At 38.8% G+C, this 24359-nt stretch carries 21 protein-coding genes; 4 read left to right on the top strand and 17 right to left on the bottom strand.

Annotated features, from left to right (window positions below; all coding sequences use genetic code 11):
• Positions 1-85 precede the first annotated feature (85 nt).
• Positions 86-1027: an MBL fold metallo-hydrolase gene (locus M3183_RS06225; protein ID WP_251467656.1), complete on the bottom strand. Its 942-nt coding sequence runs from the start codon at positions 1025-1027 to the stop codon at positions 86-88.
• 376 nt (positions 1028-1403) lie between these two features.
• Between M3183_RS06225 and M3183_RS06220 the strand changes: the two genes are divergently transcribed.
• Positions 1404-2693: an NCS2 family permease gene (locus M3183_RS06220; protein ID WP_251467654.1), complete on the top strand. Its 1290-nt coding sequence runs from the start codon at positions 1404-1406 to the stop codon at positions 2691-2693.
• 42 nt (positions 2694-2735) lie between these two features.
• Here M3183_RS06220 and M3183_RS06215 read toward each other — a convergent pair whose 3' ends face one another.
• The 9 genes from M3183_RS06215 to M3183_RS06175 form a co-directional block, all read right to left on the bottom strand.
• Positions 2736-2981 (bottom strand): hypothetical protein, encoded by a 246-nt coding sequence (locus tag M3183_RS06215; protein ID WP_251467652.1) that lies wholly within the window; start codon positions 2979-2981, stop codon positions 2736-2738.
• A gap of 66 nt (positions 2982-3047) precedes the next feature.
• Positions 3048-4421, bottom strand: a complete 1374-nt coding sequence (locus M3183_RS06210) for a nucleoside recognition domain-containing protein (RefSeq protein ID WP_251467650.1) — start codon at positions 4419-4421, stop codon at positions 3048-3050.
• Complete coding sequence (locus M3183_RS06205) at positions 4422-5117, bottom strand: FeoB small GTPase domain-containing protein (protein ID WP_251467648.1); 696 nt, start codon at positions 5115-5117, stop codon at positions 4422-4424.
• Positions 5107-5361 (bottom strand): FeoA family protein, encoded by a 255-nt coding sequence (locus M3183_RS06200; RefSeq protein WP_251467646.1) that lies wholly within the window; start codon positions 5359-5361, stop codon positions 5107-5109. The genes M3183_RS06205 and M3183_RS06200 overlap by 11 nt, the downstream gene beginning before the upstream one ends.
• Before the next feature lie 207 nt (positions 5362-5568).
• Complete coding sequence (locus M3183_RS06195; RefSeq protein WP_251467644.1) at positions 5569-6810, bottom strand: glutamate-5-semialdehyde dehydrogenase; 1242 nt, start codon at positions 6808-6810, stop codon at positions 5569-5571.
• A 4-nt stretch (positions 6811-6814) separates the two neighbouring features.
• Positions 6815-7927, bottom strand: a complete 1113-nt coding sequence (proB, locus tag M3183_RS06190; protein ID WP_251467641.1) for a glutamate 5-kinase — start codon at positions 7925-7927, stop codon at positions 6815-6817.
• Positions 7928-8282: 355 nt separating this feature from the next.
• Complete coding sequence (locus tag M3183_RS06185) at positions 8283-9053, bottom strand: cobalamin-binding protein (protein ID WP_251467639.1); 771 nt, start codon at positions 9051-9053, stop codon at positions 8283-8285.
• Between the two features lie 24 nt (positions 9054-9077).
• Positions 9078-9653 carry a branched-chain amino acid aminotransferase gene (locus tag M3183_RS06180; protein WP_251467637.1) on the bottom strand — a complete coding sequence of 192 codons (576 nt, stop codon included), beginning with the start codon at positions 9651-9653 and terminating at the stop codon, positions 9078-9080.
• 91 nt (positions 9654-9744) lie between these two features.
• A complete protein-coding gene (locus M3183_RS06175; protein ID WP_251467634.1) occupies positions 9745-11283 on the bottom strand; it encodes a DHA2 family efflux MFS transporter permease subunit in 1539 nt (512 codons plus the stop codon).
• A 182-nt stretch (positions 11284-11465) separates the two neighbouring features.
• Here M3183_RS06175 and M3183_RS06170 point away from each other — a divergent pair, with 182 nt between their 5' ends.
• Complete coding sequence (locus M3183_RS06170) at positions 11466-12359, top strand: TetR/AcrR family transcriptional regulator (protein ID WP_251467632.1); 894 nt, start codon at positions 11466-11468, stop codon at positions 12357-12359.
• Positions 12360-12397: 38 nt separating this feature from the next.
• Here M3183_RS06170 and M3183_RS06165 read toward each other — a convergent pair whose 3' ends face one another.
• From M3183_RS06165 to M3183_RS06155, 3 genes are all read right to left on the bottom strand, one after another.
• Positions 12398-12790 carry a hypothetical protein gene (locus M3183_RS06165; protein ID WP_251467630.1) on the bottom strand — a complete coding sequence of 131 codons (393 nt, stop codon included), beginning with the start codon at positions 12788-12790 and terminating at the stop codon, positions 12398-12400.
• Between the two features lie 124 nt (positions 12791-12914).
• Positions 12915-13403 carry a PaaI family thioesterase gene (locus M3183_RS06160; protein ID WP_251467626.1) on the bottom strand — a complete coding sequence of 163 codons (489 nt, stop codon included), beginning with the start codon at positions 13401-13403 and terminating at the stop codon, positions 12915-12917.
• Between the two features lie 139 nt (positions 13404-13542).
• The gene (locus tag M3183_RS06155; protein WP_251467623.1) at positions 13543-14643 is read right to left on the bottom strand and encodes a 5-methyltetrahydropteroyltriglutamate--homocysteine S-methyltransferase; all 1101 of its coding nucleotides are present in this window, start codon (positions 14641-14643) and stop codon (positions 13543-13545) included.
• A gap of 188 nt (positions 14644-14831) precedes the next feature.
• Here M3183_RS06155 and M3183_RS06150 point away from each other — a divergent pair, with 188 nt between their 5' ends.
• Together M3183_RS06150 and M3183_RS06145 are read left to right on the top strand one after the other, a co-directional pair.
• Complete coding sequence (locus M3183_RS06150) at positions 14832-16526, top strand: hypothetical protein (protein WP_251467621.1); 1695 nt, start codon at positions 14832-14834, stop codon at positions 16524-16526.
• Between the two features lie 87 nt (positions 16527-16613).
• Positions 16614-17687, top strand: a complete 1074-nt coding sequence (locus M3183_RS06145; protein WP_251467619.1) for a sulfite oxidase — start codon at positions 16614-16616, stop codon at positions 17685-17687.
• 77 nt (positions 17688-17764) lie between these two features.
• On the opposite strand, the gene M3183_RS06140 is transcribed toward M3183_RS06145, so the two are convergent.
• The 4 genes from M3183_RS06140 to M3183_RS06125 form a co-directional block, all read right to left on the bottom strand.
• Positions 17765-18805, bottom strand: coding sequence for a tellurite resistance/C4-dicarboxylate transporter family protein (locus M3183_RS06140; RefSeq protein ID WP_251467615.1), 1041 nt, complete (start codon positions 18803-18805; stop codon positions 17765-17767).
• A 177-nt stretch (positions 18806-18982) separates the two neighbouring features.
• Positions 18983-20674, bottom strand: a complete 1692-nt coding sequence (locus M3183_RS06135) for a bifunctional metallophosphatase/5'-nucleotidase (protein ID WP_251467613.1) — start codon at positions 20672-20674, stop codon at positions 18983-18985.
• Between the two features lie 133 nt (positions 20675-20807).
• Positions 20808-21797 carry a VanW family protein gene (locus M3183_RS06130; protein ID WP_396953700.1) on the bottom strand — a complete coding sequence of 330 codons (990 nt, stop codon included), beginning with the start codon at positions 21795-21797 and terminating at the stop codon, positions 20808-20810.
• Between the two features lie 256 nt (positions 21798-22053).
• Positions 22054-24288: a SpoIID/LytB domain-containing protein gene (locus tag M3183_RS06125; protein ID WP_251467610.1), complete on the bottom strand. Its 2235-nt coding sequence runs from the start codon at positions 24286-24288 to the stop codon at positions 22054-22056.
• Positions 24289-24359: the final 71 nt, after the last annotated feature.

Genomic DNA, 24359 nt, shown 5'->3' with positions numbered 1-24359 from the left:
AATTTAAGAAGAAGAACTTGAATCAAATTAAATTTAGATTTCAATTGCAAAAAACAGCCCCCAACCAACAGGCTGGGGTGTTGTATTATATCGCCTGGTAATACCAAATGCCATTTTCCAAATTCTTTATACATTGATTGTTGTAATATAAATATTCCAAATGGGCAATTGTTTCTCCGATGGCGAAACGAGTTTCATGAGTGTTTAACGGCTTTTTGAATAAATTCTTGGATACCTGATAAATAGTGGCTGGGTTCTTGATAAACGTATATACCTCATTCAAACGGTCTTGATGATGTGAGATTAACTCTGCTATTCGTTTGTTTGCGTTCTGAAATGGTTTCCCGTGAGAAGGGATGACATAATCCGCATCCAGCAATTCAATTTTTTTTAACGATTGAAAGAATGCCTCCAGCGGATTAGGCAGCCCGCGAAACCAATAAGAAATATTTGGTGTAATTTTTGGAAGAATGTGGTCAGTTGAAAACAGAATGCTCTTCTCTTTGTTGAATAAGCAAATTAAGCCGTCAGAATGTCCCGGCGTAAAGAACACTTCATAGTCATATTTTCCAAAAACAATCTTTTCTCCTTCATTCAAATGTCTCGACACCTGTGGATATGGTTTCACTCTAGGAATAAAACTCCCTTCATCATGTGTCAATTCAGCCGCCCCATTGTCAGGAATCCCGCAAGTGTCATAATACTTTTTCACTTTCTCAAGTGACTCCGGTTCCCAAAAGGTTGTCCCTGCCTCATCATCAACCTTTGTCATCCAAACTTCAGCATTCGTCAAACGCTGTAAAGTTCCACTATAACCATAATGATCTGGGTGGAGATGGGTAAGGATGATCGTGGAAATCTTATGCTGCTCAATATAAGGTTTCCAAATGTCCCTTGATACATCATTGTTTAAACCTGCATCCATTATGGTCCATCCATTTGAACCTTCCCCTATAAAACAATTGACATGATTCAACCGAAAAGGAAGCGGAATGGTAACTGGTTGGACTCCAATTTCATTAAACAAAAAATACCTACTCCTTCCTAAATAAGACGAACTCTTCGAAATAATAAATCTATTAATATCATGCCATAAGGTTTATAAAAAATAAATAAAGAAGCCCTGAACGTATATGTCTCCTGGAATCCCGCTTTAGCATTATGGTTATTATTCTATTTAGCCATCAAGACTTGCTGGTAACAGCTTTTTTAAAGGCAATTTTAACATTTATCCAAGAGAACCTTCAAATTTAAGTGATGCTTTTCCTTATGAAATTGGGTAAATATCCAACTATATTTTCATTTCGATTGGTTCTTTATATGTTATAATGTTTGTCGGCATACGTATCATAAAAATACGAAATGCGGGTGGGAGAGGGCGTTTTTCGAAAGTGTGATTCATAATGAAAGGAGTTTTCAAACTTAGAGAAAGCAATACCAATATAAAGAAGGAGGTTACTGCAGGGTTAACCTCATTTTTCTCCATTATCTATATTATCGCCGTGAATGGTCATATTCTTCAGGACTCAGGAATGCCCCTTGAGGCAGGGATTATTGCAACTGTACTCGCTTCTTTTGCCGGCTGTTTATTAGTAGCTTTCATGGCAAATGCACCACTTGTTATTGTTCCTGGGATGGGGATTAATGCCCTATTCACCTATACATTGGTGGGTTCCTTAGGTCTAAATTATATGGAAGCCTTAGGGGCAGTCGTTCTTTCGGGAGTCTTGTTTGCCATCGTTGCATTTACAAGGCTGTCAACCATCATTTCAAGATCGATTCCTTCTTCGTTAAAAGAAGCTATTTCCGTAGGGATTGGATTATTTATTGCTTTTATCGGACTGCAAAAAGGCGGGCTTATTGTCGGTAATTCCGATCATTTTGTTGGACTTGGAGATCTGTCGTCACCAGTGGTTCTGGCTTTCATTATCAATCTGATTATCACATTATTTTTATTTTTAAAGAAAGTTCCAGGGAATTTTTTAATCAGCATTATAGTCGGAACCATCATTTCTTACTTTTTAGGTATCATCCATTTTTCTTCAATGGATTTGTCTTTGGTTTCTTTTAAAGAATATAAGAATGTGTTTTTTAGCTTTGACTTTGGAAAAATGGCGACGATTCCGTTTTGGACAGCTGCCTTTTCCGTTGCCTTAGTGTTGGTGTTTGAAAATATTGGATTGCTTCATTCACAGGTAGATGGGATGCTTAAGGCACCAGAGAAGAATTCCAAATCCTTACAGGCTGTATCCCTTTCAGCTATTTTATGCGGGTTTTTTGGGACCAGCCCAACAGTTTCAACTGTTGAAACAGCTGCAGGCATTACAGCCGGCGGAAGAACTGGGTTGACCTCTGTGGTGACAGGCTTTTGCATTTTATTATCGCTTTTCTTTCTGCCTTTCATAAAATTAGTGCCTAATTCCGCTATCGCACCGATTTTAATACTATTAGGCGGATTAATGTTAACAAATATTGTTAATATTGATTTTACTGATTTTACTGAGGCATTTCCTGCATTTTTAATCATTATCATGATTCCGTTAACCTACAGTATTGTAGATGGGATTGCATTTGGGTTTATCGCATATCCCTTAGTGAAATTGTTTACAAATAAGCAAAAACAACTGTCACTTTCCATCTGTATTATTTCGATTTTATTTTTAACCAATTTTCTTCTCCATGCAGTTGGCTGAAAATAAGGGGCTTCCATTCATTTGGAAGCCCCTTTTAACGGTTTAGCTGATTTGTTCTTCTGTATCTGAATTTAATAAGGTTCTTTTATTGGGAATAATCGTTAAGTTTGATCTTTTCATTAAATAATTTAAATGGTCAACAGGCATTGCGCCATGGCCTTTTCCGTCCGAAAGCAAAAATTGTACAGTCGTCCCATTATTCGTAATTACAGTCATTGAATCAGCGGAGTTAAAATAACTTTGAATACCTTGGGAAATTTGCAGCTTTGTACCTTCCTCAATAGACATTGCGCCTCTCCTTTTGCTCATTATTTCCCAAACAGTATTCCCTTTTTGTTTAAAAACATACATTGCTTACATCCACCCAAAGAATCTGACAGTTTGAGCAATGATAAATGGAATTAGAATCGCGATAACTGTTGGAATAATAAACGCCAAAAAGGTCCACTTTTTGCTTTTTGTTTCTTTATATATATTTACCAATGTTGTACCACATGGATAATGCAACAGTGAAAAAAGCATCATATTCAATGCCGTAAGCCATGTCCAGCCATGAGCTATGAAAATATTCTTAAGATCTATCATGCTGTCTACTTCTGTTAAGGAACCGGTAGATAAATACCCCATTAACAGGATAGGCAGGACAATTTCGTTTGCAGGCAGTCCTAAAATGAAAGCAATCATGATATAACCGTCCAAACCAAGAAGCTTGCCAAATGGGTCTAAAAACTGGACCGCATGCTGTAATATACTTGTGTCACCAATATTAATATTGGCAAATACCCAGGTTAAAACAGCAGCAGGAGCAGCTACCTTTACGGCCCTGACAAGCACTGACCATGATTTGGTTACAGAGGATCGAATAACAGTATCAAAAATTTTTGGCTTCCGATATGGCGGGAGTTCTAGTGTGTAATGGGTTGGAATCCCACTTAGCAGTGTTTTGGAAAGTACCCATGAGACAAAGAAAGTTACGATAACTCCAAATAGAACGATTCCGACAAGCACCCCTGTCGTGACCAAAGACTTTATTCCACCAGTAAACCCGGCTGCCATAAATAATGATGCAAATACAATTAAAGTCCCCCACCGTCCATTACATGGGACGAAATTATTGGTTAAAATTGCAAGCATCCGCTCCCTTGGTGATTCAATGATTCTAGTAGAAATTACAGCCGCTGCATTACAGCCAAATCCCATTGCCATGGTCAATGACTGCTTCCCGTGAGCCCCAACCTTTTTAAACAAGCGGTCCATGTTAAAGGCGACCCTTGGCAGATAGCCATAATTCTCTAACAAGGCGAAAGTTGGAAAAAAGATTGCCATTGGCGGCAGCATTACAGAAATGACCCATGTAGTTCCTCGATATAATCCTAGGACAAGCATCCCGTACAGCCAATTGGGGGTATGAAGAAAACTGAATAAGGCTGTAAGATATTTTTCCAGCCAGCCAAAAAAATCTGCCAAAAGTGTGGACGGGACATTTGCTCCGGCAATTGTAATATAAAACACAATCCCTAACATGATGATCATGATTGGAAAACCGAAAATCGGGGATGTAAATATGGCATCAAGTTTTTCCGTTTTCGTATCCTTTTTTGCTTTCTTATAGGAAACTCCTTCCTGACATAATTGATAACTGGTCTCATATAAATGCTGAACAATGTCATCCCTTATTTGCTTTGTTGACAACTTTTGAGCTTCGGTATACAACTGTTCAAGGCTCATTCAGTAATCCCCCCTTAATTTAAACTGTTTGGTAATTTCATTTATTAATGATTCATCCCCATCCAAGATTCGAAGTGCTACCCATCTGGCAGATACTGTGTCCCCGATTATTTCGTGTATTTGTTGTTCGATTTTGAGGATTTTTTTCTCGATTTCTTCTGGATATTTAAGTTGAAAAGACTGGCATTTAATATCTCCATTCACAATTCTATCAATTGTATCAAGGAGCATCGGGAAGCCAAGTTTATTTCTCGCAGAAATTTTTAATACGGGAACACCCATCAGGTTCATCAGGCGTTTTTCATGAATTTCAATTCCTTGCTTTTCGGCGATATCGATGAGGTTTATACAGATAATAACATTCGTGGTCATCTCCATCACTTGTAAGGCCAGGTTAAAGTTCCTCTCCAGTGAAGTGGCATCAAGAACCACAAGTGTTACATCCGGCTTTTCAAACGCAATATAATTCCGAGCAACTTCTTCATCCTTAGAGTTTGAAAAAAGGGAATAGGTTCCAGGCAGGTCAATCAATTGAAAGGTTTTGTTTTTAAAATCAACACTCCCTTGTGCAAGCGAAACCGTCTTTCCAGCCCAATTTCCGGTATGCTGTCTTAAACCAGTTAACGCATTAAATAAAGTGCTTTTCCCTGTATTGGGGTTCCCAACTAAGGCAATCCGGTAGTACTCATTCCCCATTTATGATCAGCTCCCCTTCAATTTTTCCACTTTCTTCTTTCCTTAAAGCAATGGTGGTTCGGCTGACACGAAAGGCAATTGGGTCACCTAATGGACTTTTTTGGGCAACCTCGACAAATGCTCCATTCACAAATCCTAAATCTAGCAATCTTCTTCTCATTACCCCATCCAAAAGTAAAGCAGTTATTTTTATAATGTCTCCTTTTTCCCCATCCACCAGTTTTATTATTTTAGTTCTAGTCATTTATCTTTCCACCTCCCTAAAAAGTTTCCTTTGTGCAACTTTTTTGTTAATTATATGTCATTCCTGGAAAAGTTGCCACCCTTTAGGAGGATATTTTTAATACTTTTAAATTTGGCAGCTGGAGCATAGACCGTAAGGCTAGTTGTGCCAGTTTTTGAGGATGTACTTTGGAAGAAAATAAAAAAAACTCCCTCAATAGAAGGAGTCTTATCCGCGAATTTGACCATTTCCTTGAACAATAGCTTTCGTTGTGGTGATGGCTTTCAGTCCCATTGGTCCGCGGGCATGAAGTTTTTGTGTGCTGATGCCGATTTCTGCCCCATAGCCAAACTGCTCACCATCGGTAAAACGTGTTGAAGCATTATGATACAATACCGCTGCATCAACCGATTGGAAAAATAATTGGACATGATCTTCACTTTCACTAATAATGGCCTCGGAATGTTTGGTTCCATACCGGTCAATGTGGTCAATTGCCTCATGAACATCCCCGACAAGTTTCACCGCCAAAATGGGTGCTAGAAATTCAGAAGACCAGTCTTCTTCAGATGCTTCATGAACAAAGGTAAATTTAGATGATAATGTCGTCTCCCCGCGGAGCTCTACCCCTTTATCGCGCAAAGTTTCCAACAGCATGCTGATATGCGGCCAATCCTTATGAATAAGAACCGTTTCAATTGCATTACATACTGATGGGCGCTGCAGTTTGGCGTTCACTGCAATCTCAATGGCCATTTTTTCCTCGGCGGATTGGTCAATAAAAATATGACAGTTGCCGACTCCTGTTTCCAACACCGGCACTGTTGCGTTTTGAACCACCGATTGAATTAACCCGGCACCGCCTCGTGGAATCAGAACATCTAAATATTGATTCAGCCTGAACATTTCGGAAGCTGTTTCTCTAGAGGTATCTTCCAAAAGCTGGATGGCATCCTCTGGAATCGCGGTTTCTGCCAGTGCCCTGCGCATGACTTGAACAAGCGCCTTATTAGAATGAAGAGCAGAAGTACTTCCTCTTAAAAGAACAGCATTTCCTGCTTTTAAGCAAAGGGTTGCAGCATCCACTGTCACATTTGGACGGGCCTCATATACCATCCCAATCACACCAAGTGGTACACGAATGTTCTGAATATGTAATCCATTTGGACGCTCCCATGCATCAATGACTTCGCCGATTGGATCATCTAAACTTATTACTTGATTGATACCATCTACGATTTGATTTATTCTTTCCCCAGTCAAAAGCAGCCTGTCCAAAAGTGATGCGGATAAACCCTTTTCCTTTCCGTTTTGAATATCCTTTTCATTTTCATGTAATATAAATTCTTTATCATTAGCAATCTTGTTAGCCATGTAGGCCAAGGCAGCATTTTTTTCCCAAGCTGAAAGCATCCCTAATTTTTTTGAAGCTTTTTTTAATTTCCCCGCTTTTTCGATTAACTCACTCATCTCTCTACCCCTCCCGCAGGCTCACCCAATTATCACGATGAATGACCTCTGCTTTTTTATTAAATGAATAATATTTGGTTTCAGCACTTGGCAGTCCTTTCACTTTTATCAAATCCTTTGAGGAAAAATAAATCTGTCCTTTACCGATAATTTTCCCTTTTTGGTTGCGGACCTCTACCACATCCATGGCATTAAACTCACCATAAACATTCGTTACTCCAACAGGAAGCAGGCTTTTCCCTTTTTGCAGTATTGCCTGTTCGGCCCCCTCATCCACTTCAATGATTCCGTCCACATGTGAATGAAAAGCAATCCACTGCTTCCGCATCTGCATTTGAGAATGGAATGGTCCGCCAATATAAGTTCCGTCTCCTTTTCCGGCCAAAATATCAACCAGTTTGTCCTTTCCTGTTCCAGTTCCAACAAACACGCTTACACCAAGAGATAGGGCTTTTTTGGCGGCCAATAGTTTTGATTTCATTCCTCCTGTTCCGAGGGAAGATCCATTTTCATCTGCAAAACCAAGAAGCTGGTCTGTTACTTCCGCAATATAATGATATTTTTTCGCCTCTTTTGACACCTTTGGGTTTCCATCATAAAGTCCGTTCACATCAGTTAAAATAATCAATGCATTCGCATGCAAAAACCCGCTGACCAATGCTGAGAGCATGTCATTATCACCGAACGTCAGTTCATCAATGGAGACAGAATCATTTTCATTGATGATTGGAAGCATCCCTCGATGAAGCAGTTCTGTTATGGTAGAATACAAGTTTTGAAATCTAGCCTGGCTATAAAAATCTTCGCGGGTTAATAAAATTTGAGCTGGCACAATGTCAAATTGTTGAAAATGCTCATTATAATGCTGCATTAATAATCCTTGGCCGACTGCTGCAGCTGCCTGCTTTCCAGCAACTGTCTGCGGTCTTGTCGGATATCCTAAGGCATGAAATCCAGCCGCCACTGCACCGGATGAAATGAGGATAACATCATGGCCCTGCTGTTTTAAAAAAGAAAGGGCTTCGACATGTTCCCTGATTTTCTCCTCACAAATCGTTCCACAGGAATTTGTCAGCGAACTGCTTCCAATTTTCACTACCACCATTTGTTTTTTCATACATCATCAAACCTTCTTTAAAAAAATAAAAAACGACTTTCCTGTCCTATATAAAGGACGGAAAAGTCGTTTCCGCGGTACCACCTTTTTTGATGCCCAAATGCAGGCACCCTCTCAATCCCGTAACGTGGGTTTCATGCCGGCTTATGTTTTCATAAGCAGTTTAACAGGGCAGGTTCAATCAGCTTTCCGTGAGAAACCTTTCAGCCCCAGGGTTTCACTCTCTGCCACGTTCTCTTGATTTACTAGTCCCATACCATTCGAATTTTTTTCTTTTATTATCCTCAGAAACAGAGGGTATGTCAATATAGTTTTTGGAAAATTAAAAACGGATAGAAGAAATACCGCCTTACATTTAGGAGTCATGAAGGATATGGCTAAGCTTCTCGAGTCCGTCAAGCAGCCTTGGGGATGGGCGGCAGTATAGTTCTTCCTCTAAAATCAGGATCTTTTGGTCATTTGGATATCCCAGACTTTCATATCCCGGCCGTTTTGTGACAACACTTTTTTGAACCTTTCCCTTTCTAACCCCAACCCAGGCAAGGCAAATATAATCTGGTTTTCTATTAATCACATCGTCCCAGTCTGTCTGTACACTTGCTAACTCAACATCTTGAAAGACATTTACAGCGCCGGCTGCTTCGGATATTTCAGTGAGCCAGTTTATTTTTCCTGGAGTAAAAATCGGCTTTGGCCACCATTCCCAATATAAGGACGGTTTTTCTTTCACCGATAAAGAACGTTTTTTTACCATTTCAAGCCTTGAACGAAAACGTTCAGCAGCCTTTAGTCCTTTTTCCTTTTCCCCCAATGCTTCCGCGGTTCGAACCAAATCCTGTTCGATTTCTTTTAATGATTGCGGATTTAAAACAATATGTGGAATTCCCCGTTCCTCAAGTGCTGCAACATTTTTCTCCATCCCCGGAACACTTAAGGATGCAAGCACCATATCAGGCTGTAATTGCTCCACTAAATCCATATTGATGGATAAGTCTGGTCCAAGCTTGGGCAAGTTTTTAACAGAATTAGGCCAATCTGAATAATCATCAACCCCTGCTAATAAATGGGTTAATCCTAAATACTCCATACATTCTGTGTTACTCGGACATATTGATACAACTCGCAAACGGCACCTCTCCCTACTCTTTTTTTATTTTTCAATTCCCTCCATTAATTGGAACAAAAAGCGGTAAATTAATTGAAATGCTTCACCGATTGTCATGTTTTCATCAAATCCGTCCACCGCATTTAAGGAGAAATTTAAATCCCATACCCCTTCCTGTTGATTAAAGATTAAATCGTAATTTGTCTTCTCCCCGGTTAAATTTTCCTTTAAAAAAGTCCTTAGTTTTTCCTCATATTTCTTTTGTAAATAGAGTCCTAACATAACATCATATGTTCCAAATACATCATCTAGTTCTAATGAAACGGCATCAACATGAACAAATTCCCACCATTTAGACTCCAAATATACAAACTCATTTTTATGTTTATAAAAATATACCAATGGCTGGGAGAGGAAACTGGACGTTTCATTTCTAATCAAGTTTTCGCTTTGTTTGTCACAGCGTTCAATGTATGCATCCATAAAACGGCAGTCTGGTTCTTTTTCCAATAGCAACCTTTCTGTTAACTGATGCTTGATCATATAATCCTTTTCTTCCTTAAAAAACTCTGCATCTTTAGGATGATCTTTTATGTATTGTGTTAACTTCTCTTTTAACAAGCCCAAATGCCTCCTTTACTTTCTTTTTATTATATAGTATTTTCCCAAAAGGATGGCAAAAAAAAGGTGACTGTTAAAAGTCACCTTAACACTAATTTCCAGCTAATTTAGCCGTTACTTTTTTTCCAGCTGGTCTCACTTCACCAGGATCCTCTGCTGGTTTTGCCCGTTTAATAAAGAAGGCAAGAATCAGCGCGATTGCTGCAAATCCAGTTGCGATAACGAATGAGTAGTTAATACCATCTAACATGGATTCCAGCATGACCTTCTGTTTCATTTCTGCAAGAGCTGCAGGTGACGGTGGTGTGGTCATACTGCCCATCGATGCCTTTGCAGATGCGGCAATTTCCTTCGCCCGCGTTGCAGTATGGTTGGTCATTACGGTTACCAATAAGGCTGTACCAATAGCACCTGCCACTTGGTTCATAGTATTGTTCATGGCTGTACCATGTGGATAGAATCTTGCTGGCAGCTGGTTTAAACCGTTTGTAGATACCGGCATCATAACCATTGATATGCCCAATGCACGGATAGAATATATGGTAATAAGATGTGCATAGCTGGTATCTAGCTGCAGTTTACTGAACATATAAGTCGTAATCGTCGTAATGGTTAAACCAATGATGGCTAAAACCCGGCCTCCAAATTTATCAAATAATTTACCGGTAATCGGCGACATTAATGACATTAATACGGCTCCTGGGAGCAGCATTAAACCAGCATCCATTGGTGAGATTCCGCGAATGGTCTGAACGTAAATGGGAAGAAGCAGCATCCCGGAAAACAATGCCATGTTCAAAACCATGGTAATAGCTGATGATAGAGCAAACATAGGGTATTTATAAATACTGAAATTTAACATTGGCCGCTCTTGTTTTAATTGCTTCAAAATAAAGATTGTTAAACAAATAGCACCAATAATGATCGTTCCATATACCTGTGGACTGTCCCAGCCTTTGTTTCCGGCTGAGCTGAAGCCATATAAGATACCGCCAAATCCAATACTGGATAAGAGTAAAGAAAGAAAATCCAGTCGTAAATTCACTTTTTCCTTTTTATCTTTAATAAGGAAAAAGCCTAATAAAATAACGACAATGGCGATTGGCGTGATGAAATGAAACAGCATCCGCCAGTCATAATGCTCTACAATCCATCCTGATAGTGTCGGGCCAATTGCCGGTGCGGACATTAATATTAAGCCGAACACACCCATTGCAGTTCCCCGTTTTTCCACCGGGAAGCTGACAAGCATAACGTTCATTAATGTCGGCATCAAGATTGCCGACCCGGAGGCTTGGAGCATCCTGCCTGCTAATAAAATAGAGAAGACATGGGCGGTGCCTGCGAGAATCGTTCCAACTGCAAATAAACACATTGCCGATAAAAAGATCCGGCGCACGGTATATTTCTGTATTAAGTGGGCAGTAGTAGGAATTAAAATTCCGTTTACTAACATAAACCCAGTGGTAAGCCATTGTACTGTTGAAGCCTCAACATTTAAATCCTTCATAATAGAAGGAAGGGCAATATTTAATAATGTATTATTTAAAAATGCAATAAATGCCCCGACCATGAGAACCGCGATAATTCCATATGGCGGACGGTTCGGATGTGTTTGAGCATGTTCCATACTTTTTCCCCCTTAAACTACATGTTCATTTTTTTATACCCCTTTTTCATACTTACCTATATTATACTCCTAGTTCAATTTTTGCAATAAAAAAATCTTACAAAGATTGGTTTGTAACAGTATTAAAAATAATGTACTATATTTTTATACAATGAGTATAATTATGAAATTTAGGTGATTTTATGAATGACCGTAAACGGCATGTGGTTAAAATGGCACACCGATTATTTATTGAAAAAGGCTTTCAATCTACTTCCATACAGGATATTTTAGATTACAGTGGTATTTCTAAAGGGACATTTTATAATTACTTTTCCTCTAAAACCGAATTATTACTAGCTGTTTTTAAAATTTCTTATGCTGAGTTAAAAAAAACAAGGGATGAAGTTTTGATTGGACAAGATCCTTCCGATATCGAAACATTTGTCAAACAAATTGAAATACAATTAATGATGAACCGGAAAAAAAGGTTAATTACCTTATTTGAGGAAGTAATTGTTTCCAATGATCCTGATCTCAAGCAATATATAGAAAAAGGAAAAATTCAAAATATACGCTGGATTTATAACCGGTTTGTGGATATTTTTGGAGAAGAAAAAAAACGTTATCTTTTGGATTGCGCTATTATGTTTATGGGGATTCTTAGAGAGAATATTAAATTCTATCAAATGGCGAATGAAGCAAATAATAATATAATTCAAGTAGTACGATATACGGTTAACCGTATGGTTCATATCGTGTCTGAAACAGCAGATTCAGATGAGCAGTTAGTACCGACAGAGGCATTGGACCAATGGCTGCCAGAATGCCAGAAACAGAATCATCTGTTTCACAAAAAATTAACACATATCCTCTTTATACTTAAAAGTCATTTTCAACAAAATAAAGAGAGTGCAAAATATATAGATTTGCTGGACTTTATTGAAGAGGAATTATTAGAGTCAAAAAAACCCCGTAAGATATTGATTGAAAGTGTGCTGCAAACATTAAATGACCTGGAAGATCCAATCGTGGATAAAGAACTTCCGCAGCTTGAACAATTAATGGAAATGGCATTTGACCAAATGAATGATTAAAACCCCTATTTTTTAAGGGGTTTTTGTTTTTTGCACGCTTATGTATTCCCAAAATAGGATTTCTGAATTTCCCATACAAAATATTTGCTCGAATATTGTCTTACCTCCACAATAGCATCTTCGCCGTTTTTAGTAAAGATTAGTCCGGAACCCATTTGTTCTTTATAATCCCATCCTCTGGAATTCATCCACTTTTTCACGATATTATAATGATTTTTCGCTTTGCTTACGGATAAAAATCGAACCCGCTTTTCTGATTTTGCAAACTGTACATATTCTGAATCAGTAAGATGAAGCTTTATGGCGGAAACAAGTAATGGAAATGGATTTCCTTCCTGAAACAGGAGGGAATTGAAGCTCGTAACCATGAACCCGCATCCAATGATGATGATTATAATGAATGATAGAAGTATTTTTCTACTCCTCCCCATTTATTAACCTCCTTAGAACCGTTCTTATATAAAGACGAATCTAATAGGTGTTTTGTTTCAAAAAATGGGAAATTTTATTAAAAAACTCCACTTCAATACCTAAAGAGGAGCTTTTGTAAGCATATTAATCTTGTTTTAAGAAGGTTTTTGGCATGACAACAGCAACGACTTCACCGGAAGCACAATGAGTACCGTCCGCAAAGACTTCCGTGACCACTTTGAATTTTTTAGGATGGACTTCTTCTACGGTCCCTACCGCTTTTAATGGAACGCCATTTGGTGTTGGTTTGAGAAAGTTGACATGTAGTGATGCTGTTACAAATCTTGGAGGCTCTGCTCCTTCTCCGGGTTCATGCCCGTTTTTTCGATGGAGCGCCAAGGACGCTGAACCTGTGCCGTGACAATCAATCAATGAAGCAATTAAACCGCCATATACAAAACCTGGTAATGCATGATGTTCAGGCTTTGGAGAATAAATCGTTACTGTTTTTTCTCCCTGCCAGCCAGTCCGAAAGTGATGCCCAGTCTCATTCAGCCGGCCGCACCCATAACACCATGCAAAATCATCAGGATATTCATCCTGTATAGCATGGACTACATTTTTCTCACTCATCTTCCTTCCTCCTTTATATTCGCAAGCGCTTACATATTCTATTAAGCTATCATAACATTTAAAAAATAAAATGGTCAACTAATTAGGTGTATGGCGGTAAAAAAAGCCCCGGTACTTCATTGGTACCGGGGTTACAAATTTACTTCCAGATATCTGCTGCAATTTCTACAACATGACGAAGTTTTGCCCATTGCTGCTCTTCAGTTAATAAGTTGCCTTCTTCCGTCGAAGCAAAACCGCATTGAGGACTTAAACATAATTGATTGTAGTCAATATATTTTGATGCTTCTTCAATTCTTCGTTTAATATCGTCTTTGTTTTCTAATTCGCCAAATTTAGAAGTAATCAGCCCAAGAACAATTTTTAAATCAGGTCTATTCACAAACCGAAGCGGCTCAAATCCCCCTGCCCTGTCACTGTCATATTCTAAAAAGAAACCGTCAATATTCAGTCCGCCAAATAAGGTTTCAGCTACCGGCTCATACCCTCCTGCTGAAATCCAGGTAGAACGGAAATTTCCGCGGCAAATATGCATGGTTATGTTCATGTCGTTTGGGCGTTCAGAAACAGCTGCATTGATTGTTTTTGTATATAGTCCTTTCAATTCCTCTGGATCTAATCCCTTGGCTTTCATCTTTTCTCTTTGCTCATCTGAACACAGGTAGGCCCATGCGGTATCATCCAATTGCAAATAACGGCAGCCTGCATCATAAAAAGCTTGTACAGCTTTTTTATAAGCAAGTCCAAGGTCATGGAAAAATTCATCTCTATCACTATAGGCTGATTTTTCAATTTCCCCTCTGAAGTGAAGCATGCTAGGACTTGGAATCGTCATTTTTGCCGTATGTTCACCAGCTATACTCTGTAAAAACGTAAAGTCTTCAAGCATTGGATGATGATCAAAATCCAGTTTACCAGTAACTTTGATGGAATGGGTTTTTGTTTTAGTCTGGTTAAACTGGATGCCGCTTTCTGCATCATAACCCTCCACCCCGACAAGATTTTCAAGAAAATCAAAATGCCACCAAGCACGGCGGAATTCACCATCTGTAACAGCATTAAGGCCAATTTCTTTTTGCTTTTCAACTATTCTTGTAATTTCTTGATTCTCTATCTCTCTGAGCTGTTCAGCTGAAATACGTCCTTCTGCTTTATCAGAACGTGCTTTTTTTACGGCTTCCGATCTTAATAAACTTCCGACCTGATCGGCCCTGAATGGTCCATGATTTGTTGTATCCACTAGATGATCACCTCTAAATTTATTTGTGTCAATCATTCATCAACATATTAAGTATTAATAATGTTTCTGTAATTGTCAATTTTTCCTCCTTCTTGTCAAATTGAAGGAGATTTAATCCATCAGTTTCTGAAACTTTTTATGTGATGATACGTAAGTTTGAATATAGTATTTTTGAAAGGGGTATTTAGTTGGGGAATATTTTATTGTTTACTTTTATTACCGGAATTGTCTCTGCGTTTATTCTTTTTCCTATCAGCGGCAGAACTCCTGTAAAGAAAAATGAGGGCAAAGAAAAACATAGAAAGCCCGTCGGTTTTGGATTTATTGCTTTTATGGTTATTGTTATGGCCGCTGTTTTTGCCGTGTATTATTTAAGTAATTTGGACCGAAACTTCTCTTCGTTATGGCCGCTGGCAATTGCCGTTACATTATTAGGAGCGCTGTCTTCAACAGGCAGGGAACAAAAAATTAAGGGACTTTTATTTGCGGCAAGTCTTGTGTTAGGTATATATTTTTTAACGGCATTCTTATTTAACGCAGATGAAAAATACGAGCTCGCAAAAATGTCCGAAAAGGTTGAAATCAAAACATTTGATGAAAAAGAAACACCAGCAAGCGTACCGCCTCAGTTTGCCCGGAACAAAATGAAAAAAGCTTTCGGCCAGGTTCCGAATACAAGCTATTATGAGCTGGGGAATCTGCAAATTCAAAAGGTAAACGGGGAGTATGTTTATATTGCGCCGGTAGAATTTTCGGGATTTTTCCGTTGGTGGAAAGCTGACCATACACCTGGGTATTTTTCCTTAAGTGCTACGGATTCATCCGCAAACCCCAAATTTGTGAAGCAGGAAATGACTTTTACTCCATCCTCCTTCTTCCATCAAAATATTGAACGGCATATCCGCATGAAATATCCGAAGAAGATTTTTTATGGTGATGTACAGTTGGAAGTAAATGGAGATGGAAAACCATATTACATACAATCCTATGGTGACTTTGTTTCTGCCCGGAACGGATTTCAAGTCGAAGGGATTGTCATGGTAGATGCTAAAACGGGGGTAACAAAAGAATATACTTTAGCCCATATTCCGAAGTTTATCGATGGGGCTGTCTCCCCTGAAGTGGTCAGCCTGCAGAACAGTTACTTTGGGAATTATGTTCATGGTTTTTGGAATAGCAAATTCGGTAAATCAGATGTTAGGCTCCCTTCTGATGAAGGAACAGAAGCTAATGTCAGCCCTATCTTTGATGAAAACGGTGTAATGTACTATTTTACGGATTTTACCAGCCCTAAAAAAGGTGTCGACTCCATGCTCGGCTATTCACTCACAAATAGCAGAACAGGCAAAGCAACGTATTATACGGGAAATCCCGAAGAATCCTATATGGATTCACAAGGCGCGCTGCAGATTATTGAGAAGAAGTTTATTGAGAAGAAATGGCATGGGAAAATGCCGATTCTGTATAATTTCTTTGGTGAAGCAAGCTGGTTAACGCCTGTCCTTGATTCGAACGGATTTTTACAAAATTACTTTATTGTTTCTGCTGCGAACCCGGAAATATCAGCTTACGGTGTGACACCGAATGATGCGTTAAAACAATATAAAACATCGTTACAAAGAGGCCGCGGGACGGTTAACGGCAGTTCGAAGGCTGAAGAAAAGAAAGCGGATGGCAAAATTTTAAGAGTGTATAAAGAAAAATCCGGTGATTTCACCATTGTCTCCTTCTTGTTGGAAAACAAACAAAACTTTGTGATTTCTTCTGAAAAAGCACCATTGGTTATTTATCTAAAAGAAGGCGACCAGGTTAAGATTACGTATCTAGACACTGGCGACGACTTCCTTCCAGTAAAGGGAATTACAATTCAAGAACTTGAGTAAGAAGAAAGACTGCAGCCATTTGCTGTAGTCTTTTTTACAGTTTCCAGAATAGATATTAGTATTATTATTTTTGGAGGCGGTCGTTTAATGGTGCTTGATCCCTTCTCTTCTGAAAAACCAACACTAATTGTTCGAAAGCTGCAGCCAGATAATCGGGAAACCCCGCTTCATTTTATTAAAACGGATATCATTCATCATGAATTTTTTTACAGAAGAAATCATTTTTCTTACCCCTACCTTCCCACATCTAATTATTGGCTCCCTGTTAATGGAGTTGTCGTTCATCCCAGATTATTTTCCTTGGAGGAAATATTCCACATGCCCTCCAAAACAGTGAAAGTACTTCTTGAATGTGCCGGAAACAAACGCCGTTTTTTTAAACCAAAAGTGTTTGGCGAACAATGGGGAAAAGGGGCAATGAGCCAAGGGTACTGGAAAGGTGTTACCTTAAGGCATTTACTTGAATTAACTGGTTTGAAACATGGGGCGAAGGAGGTTTTAATAGAAGGATATGATTTTGGAAAAACTCCTTCTATCGAAAAACCTGTATCTTTCGCCCGCAGCCTGCCAATAGAAAAGGCGCTCCATCCTGATACATTAATTGCCTATCAATTTAATGATCAGCCAATCTCATTTAAACATGGATACCCGCTAAGACTTATCGTGCCACAATGGTATGCCATGGCATCTGTTAAATGGATCAGGCAAATTACTGTTTTAGATGATGTGTTTAAGGGTCCCTTTCAATCCTTTGATTACGTATATTATCCTGACAAGAAAACAGATGCTGGTGCTTTTCCTGTCACGGTTGTAAATGTGAATTCATCTATTCAAAAACCGCTAAATAGGGAAATTCTTAATCAAGGAAGGCAGCTGATCAGAGGGATTGCCTGGACTGGGACCGGTCAAATTACAAAGGTTGAAATAAGTACTGACAATGGCAGCAGCTGGTCCCAAGCGAAGCTGGCTGCACAAAATGAAAGCACCTCTTATGCCTGGAGAACTTGGAGCTATGAATGGACACCCCATGAAAAAGGAGAATATACCATACTAGTAAAGGCGTCCGATTCCTTCCACCGCATTCAGCCCAAAATTCCTTTCTGGAATCGCAAAGGATATGGCTTTAATGCTTATGACCAAGTAACCGTCAAAATTGAATAATGGGTAAAAATGAAAATGGATTTGTCTGCCATTACTGGGTAAATCCATTTTCATTTTTTTTATTGAATGGAGAAAAATTAATGTTCCATCGCCCTAATATTTTGATATAAATGATGAATGAGACCCAAAAATACGGAAAGCCATGCAATGATGGCGATATAAATCATCATTTTCGGAATAACCATTAGAAATGGAACATTTAAAGCCTTCGATAATTGGAATGTACTGGTTGTGTACATCGCAAGCGGGAAAGCCATGCCCCAAAATTGTGGATCATATGTTAATGGGTAATGATGATAAAAGTGGCGCCATATCATTAGAATGAACAATAATGGGATCCACCATGTTCCCGTAATCCAAAAGAATAATGTAAATCCTCTTATAAAATGAATCATTTCCCCAAGAAATGACCAATATTTCGAATGTAAAATAAGGGTTGATCCAGCTAAAGTTGTAATGGCAACAGCCCCCATATTAATCCAATATGGCGGTGTCAAGGCAGCATACTTTAACTCTAAAAAGGTAAAACGATAAAAAATTAACGTAATAATATTTAAATAGAGCATACAGCCTAAGAAATACATACATAAGGAATAGAATAATAGAATATCTCTTCCGGTGCCAACATGCGGCGAAAGCAATGTGCCAAGAACAGCGATCGATTGAGTACCCACTGCAGCAATCAGCCATGCCCCATTAATACCTTCAGCTAAAGTTGGCTTATTCCGGCGAATGGTCACAGCCGTAAAAAACGTATACATAACGACCATCCAAATCATAATGGCTAGAAACCATAAAAAAAGCGCTATCTTATAGCTCTCTGCTACAATGACTAATTGACTTCCAAAAACACATGTTCCAGCCACTAAAGTAAAAAAAGCAGGTCCATTCGTATGACTCGTTATGTCTGATTTAAATTTAGGAAAAAATTTAAACAGTCGTAAAAGAGTTAAAAACCATAAACAAATATAAGCCAGAATATTAAAATAAAATAATACCGATGCAAAAATCTGCATTCCAAGTAAGTAAGATGCTATGGATAAGGCACCTGTCGCCATGACCAAAGCAAAATAACCAGGAAAAAGGTTTTCGGCCTTTTCTTTCAATAATTTAAACATTGTATCCCCCCAATAAACAACACTACATACCCCATACTAATAGTATAAAAATAATCTGTAAATGTATGTGGACATATTAATTCCCCTCTATACAAAAAACGAATTTGTCCGTGCGAGGCGGACAAATTCGTTTTTTTATGGTAACTGACCCCCAAAATGTTCGGTTTTGTATTGGAGTTAATGAGCTTTTTGGATTCGATTTTGGTTTTTGTACATAAATGATTTTGGCTTTGAGGAGATATAGTTCACAAATGTGTCTAAGTCGGTTGGTCCGATTTCTTTATTCTTAGCTTGGGTGAATACAGTAAATCCGTCGCCTCCTTCTGATAAAAAGATGTTGGCTGTAACAGTATACGTCTTATCCGGATTCATTTCTGAGCCATCCGGAAGTTTAATACTGACCACTTTATCACCTGCAGCTTTATTAGAATCCCATGTATAGCTGAACCCGGAAATTTGCAGCATTTGCGTTTTTTCTCCCCATTGCTGATTCAGCACATCCCGGATTTGCTTACCAGTCATCGTCATTCTTACTAACTCATTACTAAATGGCTGAACTGTAAAGGCATCGCCCCAGGTAATGTCTCCGGCATTAATGTCATTACGAATTCCCCCAGGATTGGTGATAGCAAAATCGGTTTTCATCGCTTCTCTTTGTGCATCTGTAATAAAATCACCGAGGATGGATTCTCCGCTTTCATTCTTCTCTGAGGTTAAATCATTGGATGTTGACCCGATTACCTTATGAATAATCTTCTCCACTTTCGACTCGTAGCTTTCAATTAATTGCGTGGTTTCAGTGTCAGGCTCTATCCCTTCCTGAAAGGTCGTGACAATTTCCGCTCTCTTTGTGACAATGTCTTTTGTTTTAGGATCAATCTCTACATCCACATCCGCAAAGGCAGTTCCATAGGAATAAGCCTGAACTACCAGTTTATTATTAATAACAGCGTTCATATAGGCATGATTATGACCGCCAAAAATCACATCTACCTCCTTATCAGTCCGATTTGCAATATCAACCAATTGGCCTTTGGGGTTTTCACCATTAGGTCCCGAAGTGCCTGGATTATGAGCTAAAACGATAATAGACTTTATTCCTTGTTTTTTTAGTTCAGCAGCATAACGGTTGATTGCTTCCACTTCATCGGTAAATTCTATCCCTTTGATACCGCTCGGAATGACAATGGAAGATGTCTTTGTTGTAACCACCCCAATAAAACCAATGGGCATTCCATTAACTTTTATGACTTGATATGGAGGTAATATTGATTTGCCGGTTTTTTTATCTACCACATTAGCAGCAACCCATGGAAATTTGGAACCTGTAAAATTACCTGTCTTTGGATGCACTCCCCCTTTAATCAGCCTGAAAAGTTCAGTAACACCTTCATCGAACTCATGATTACCGACGGTGCCTATATCAAAACCCATTCGGTTTAAAAAATCAATCGTAGGCTCATCTTGCAAAAGGGCAGAAACCGGCGGACTGGCACCTGCCATGTCTCCTGCCTGAACAAGAAGTGTATTCTTATTTTCCGCTGCCCTCTGTTTTAAGTAAGCAGCTAGATAATCTGCACGTCCCGCCGGTTTCCCGTTTACTTTTCGGGTTACATTCAATTGTCCATGAAAATCATTAATTCCCAACAATTGTACTTGTATAAACCGCTTATTCGGTGCAGGCGGTTTTTTCCTATTCTGTTTTACCTCTGGTCGATTTGGTACAAAATCTTCTTTTGCAATTCCTTGAGGTACTGTTACACTTTGTCTATCTTTTGTTTTCATGTCAGCGGCAACAGAATAAGTCTCTATGAATCCCATTAAGAAAAAAACAAGGGCAGATACAACCCCTTTATACATCCAATTCATTCATGTTACCTCCTAATTTTTCTACACAAACTAAAGGTAGTTTTTGCAAATATTAAATTGAATATTCCCATCCTTTTTCAACGAAAAAAAAGACTGAATTCCCATTCAGCCTTCTTTCCATTATCCTAACCTATTAACTTCCATTCGCGTATAGCTGCTCATATTTTGCTGATGTCCGTATCTGAACCGTTAGTTTTCCACTTTGATAAATGGTTTTGATTAATAATGGAACTCCCGTTGTATTTTGAAAGCGAAAATCTTTTCCTCCATACGAAACGGTCGCGTCACGGCCGGCAGGAACGTATCCGACCGACAAAGAATGATGATGTTTTTCCACATAACTTACTCCTACTTTATCAATGGCGTTAAATAATGTCGAGGATGTTTGACAGATTCCTCCGCCGATTCCGTCAACTAGTTTTTTGTTAACAATTTCTTTTGCCTTTTGATAACCGTTTTCTGTGTTGCTGGGTCCGACAGTAGTATTAAATGAAAAGAAATCCCCATCTCCGACAATGATGTCATCAATGGCATTTGCCGAAAGTTGAATGTTTTTGGACCGCCCTGCAACCCCGGGATTAAAAAATGTGGAATAGGAAGCCAGTATCACGTCATCTAAGCTTTCAATATCTTCAGGATGATACCCGCTTTCTTTCACGTAAATAGGGAGTTCAACAGCTCCTCCATTTACTGATGCAGCAAGGACTTTATCCACTAGTTCGGATTCTTCTAAAATCACCTGAGGATTGCCTTTGATAATTTTTCCATCCTTTATTCTGTCCAATACCATTCTTTGATCATATCCAGGTTTATCGTCAGTTCCCCGTGCAAGCTCTCGAGCCCATTGTTCAAGTGCCTTTTTATATGATTCCTGATCTGTATCAAACCCCATTTCATGAGGCATTATGGTCTTAATGATATTTTTTGAATTTGGATCAATGACATTGACAACAACCGGTTTCGGTTCCTCCGCTTTCTTTTGTTCTTCCTGAGCTTTTTCCGTCTGCTTCACAAGTTTTGTCACCTTTTCAGCCGTTTTTTCTCCTGAACAGCCTGCAAGTCCTATTAGACTGCCAGCAAGCAAAATGGAAACCGCCCACTTCCCCTTTACCATATCTTCCATTCTCTCCTCTTATCCTATAATCTGTGGTGTAACACACTGCTTTCTCCACCAAAACATCCTATTCTGCCACGCTTGTCCCTATGACTAAATAACTGGTAATTGGATGAGAATTGTTGATCATTATGTAAAAATAACCAGGTATTTCTTATTACTTTGAACCATTATAGTCCATAGTGCATGTCGAAGGTTGTCTCTTTTTCATATAAAAATAAAAAAGTCAGGAATCTCTTTAAAGAGAATTCCTGAACATTCTTGTTTATTTAATATATTTTTTCGATACATACCCTGTTTTTGACCCGTACTTTACTTTATACCATGAACCACTTGTAGAAAGGATGGTTACTGTTTGGTTCTTTTTTAATGTTAGGACAACCTTTCCTTTTGTGGAAGCAGATGAACGCATGTACAGTCTATAAGCTGTTACTTTTCCTGTTTTCGTTTTAGCTGCTTTTTTAACGGTAAAAGAAGTGGTGACAGATGAACGATTTTTACTTTTATCAGCCGCAGTGATGGCAGCAGAATATTTTCCGTTTGCTGTAGCAGCAGTACTGTAATCCTGTTTGATCGCCCCTGCTTTTGTATAAACATTATTTTTTATCGTTTTTATCGTTTTTCCTTTACTGTCTTTAATGGTAATTGTAATATAGGCTGCTTCATTTGTAGTAAATGAAATAGAAGCTCTGTATTTAATGTTATCGACAATTGCTTTTGTGCTTGTGATTTTTGGGGCTATTTTATCTTTTACAGGAACTGTTTTTTTGACTATCGGCGCTGCTTTTACAGGAACTGGTTTATTAACTGCCGGTGCTGCTTTTACAGGGGCAGAAATATGCTTCACTTCGAATGAGGGCAATGCAGATGCCCTGTTATTATTGTCATCTGCTGCGATAATTCCGGCAAAATATTTCCCATTTGCCATAGACGACAGGTCTATTTCTTTTGTAAAGGTTCCTGCATTTGCCGGGCTGTTTTCTAGTACATATTCCTTTTTATTAGTACTATCTTTAATATACAAGGTTACTTTTACTGCCTCGTTGATGGCAAACGTGATTTTGGCCTTATTTTTTGCGTTATCCACGTTAATATTTACAGCACTAATAATTGGAGGTGTCACATCTTGGGCTGGTTGTGACGGTGTTTCTCCTGCAGGTTCACTCACTTTAGGTGCAGTAAACGATGGTCTTGCACTATATTCTTTTTCAAAACTTGTCCCTGGATAATAGAATGCTAAAATCTCGGTATATTTTTGTCCTGCCTCTGCCCTTTTTTGAGCACCCCACTGACTTAATCCTACACCATGGCCATTTCCCAGCCCGGAAAGCGTAATGGAGTCATTTGTCTCTTTGGTTTCTGAAACTAGATAGCTCCACATTTTATCCAGTCCGACCATTGCCCTGATTTGTGATGCAGGAACATTAGTGTACACGAGTTTTTGCGGCAAATATATCCCTTTTTGATCTACTTTATCTTTCGTAATGAATTCAACCGTGATATCCCCTTTGGATACACGTCCGCCTGATGTTGGCGTGTGCAGCTTTAAAACTGGAATACCAGTTATTTTGATTTCATTTCCGGCAAATGCTTTCTGGGCAGACATCCAAGCTTTAATTGAGTCCGTAACCGGACGCATTCCTTTAGGTGTTGTAGAAAGGGCTGTTTCACTCATTTGGCTCCATATCTTTTGGGCTGTGTCGATTTGCTTTTTCTCTACCGTAAATCCCCATTTAATATTTGCTTTTATATCAAATGGATCCTCTTTGACAGGAAAATAGGAAAGGGCTGTACCTCCCCAAACATTGGCATTTGATTCGGTTTTTCCGCCATTGCTAGCTGAAAAAAGACCATCACCCAAGACCCAATCCCCTTTATAGTTTTTTATCTTTATTACTTCCCCTTGTGTTTCCTCCACAGCGGCGGTACTGTTTGGAAGCCATTTATATCCTGCATAAACCTGGAAATTGATGGTATCATCAATAACTCTGTTATTACGGAGCAAGGCATAGGTGCGGGCTGCCACAGCCTGGGCTTTTAATGCTTCTCTATTCCAGTTATCCATCATTTCGTATGGCACGACACCCTTCAGATAGTCTTCCATGTATACTTCATTGATCGGGCGGACATACTTCGAAGATTCAGGAATGAATTGAAAAGAGCCAAGATATGGACGGTTATTTATGGAAAGGTTATTGGTTTCTGTTAATGGTATAAGATGAATTTGATCTGCTTTAGCTAAAACGGTATTTCCTTCAAATAATGATAATTGATCCTGCGTCTCATATTTTAATGTATAGTTTTTTCCGTTAACAAGTCTGGTATTTGTTTCTTGTATGAAGTAATCACCCGAGGGCTTTAGGGTAATAACAGATTGATTTCCTAAGTAGTTAACAAGCTTTACCTTTACAATGGGTTCTATGTTTTGTGCAGAGGCACCAGGTAGTAATATTGAGAATAATAAAATAATAGCAAGCAAACTAGCAGCGGATTTTTTCACAAATCGTCCTCCTATCAATTGATTCTAAATTAAATAATAGAATAATATACTGCCAGCTTACAATCACTATT

It is taken from the genome of Neobacillus mesonae, from assembly GCF_023715155.1.
In the GTDB taxonomy this organism is placed as follows: domain Bacteria; phylum Bacillota; class Bacilli; order Bacillales; family Cytobacillaceae; genus Neobacillus; species Neobacillus mesonae_A.
The sequence above is the reverse complement of the archived record's forward strand: the minus strand, read 5'-3'. Positions and strand labels throughout refer to the sequence as shown.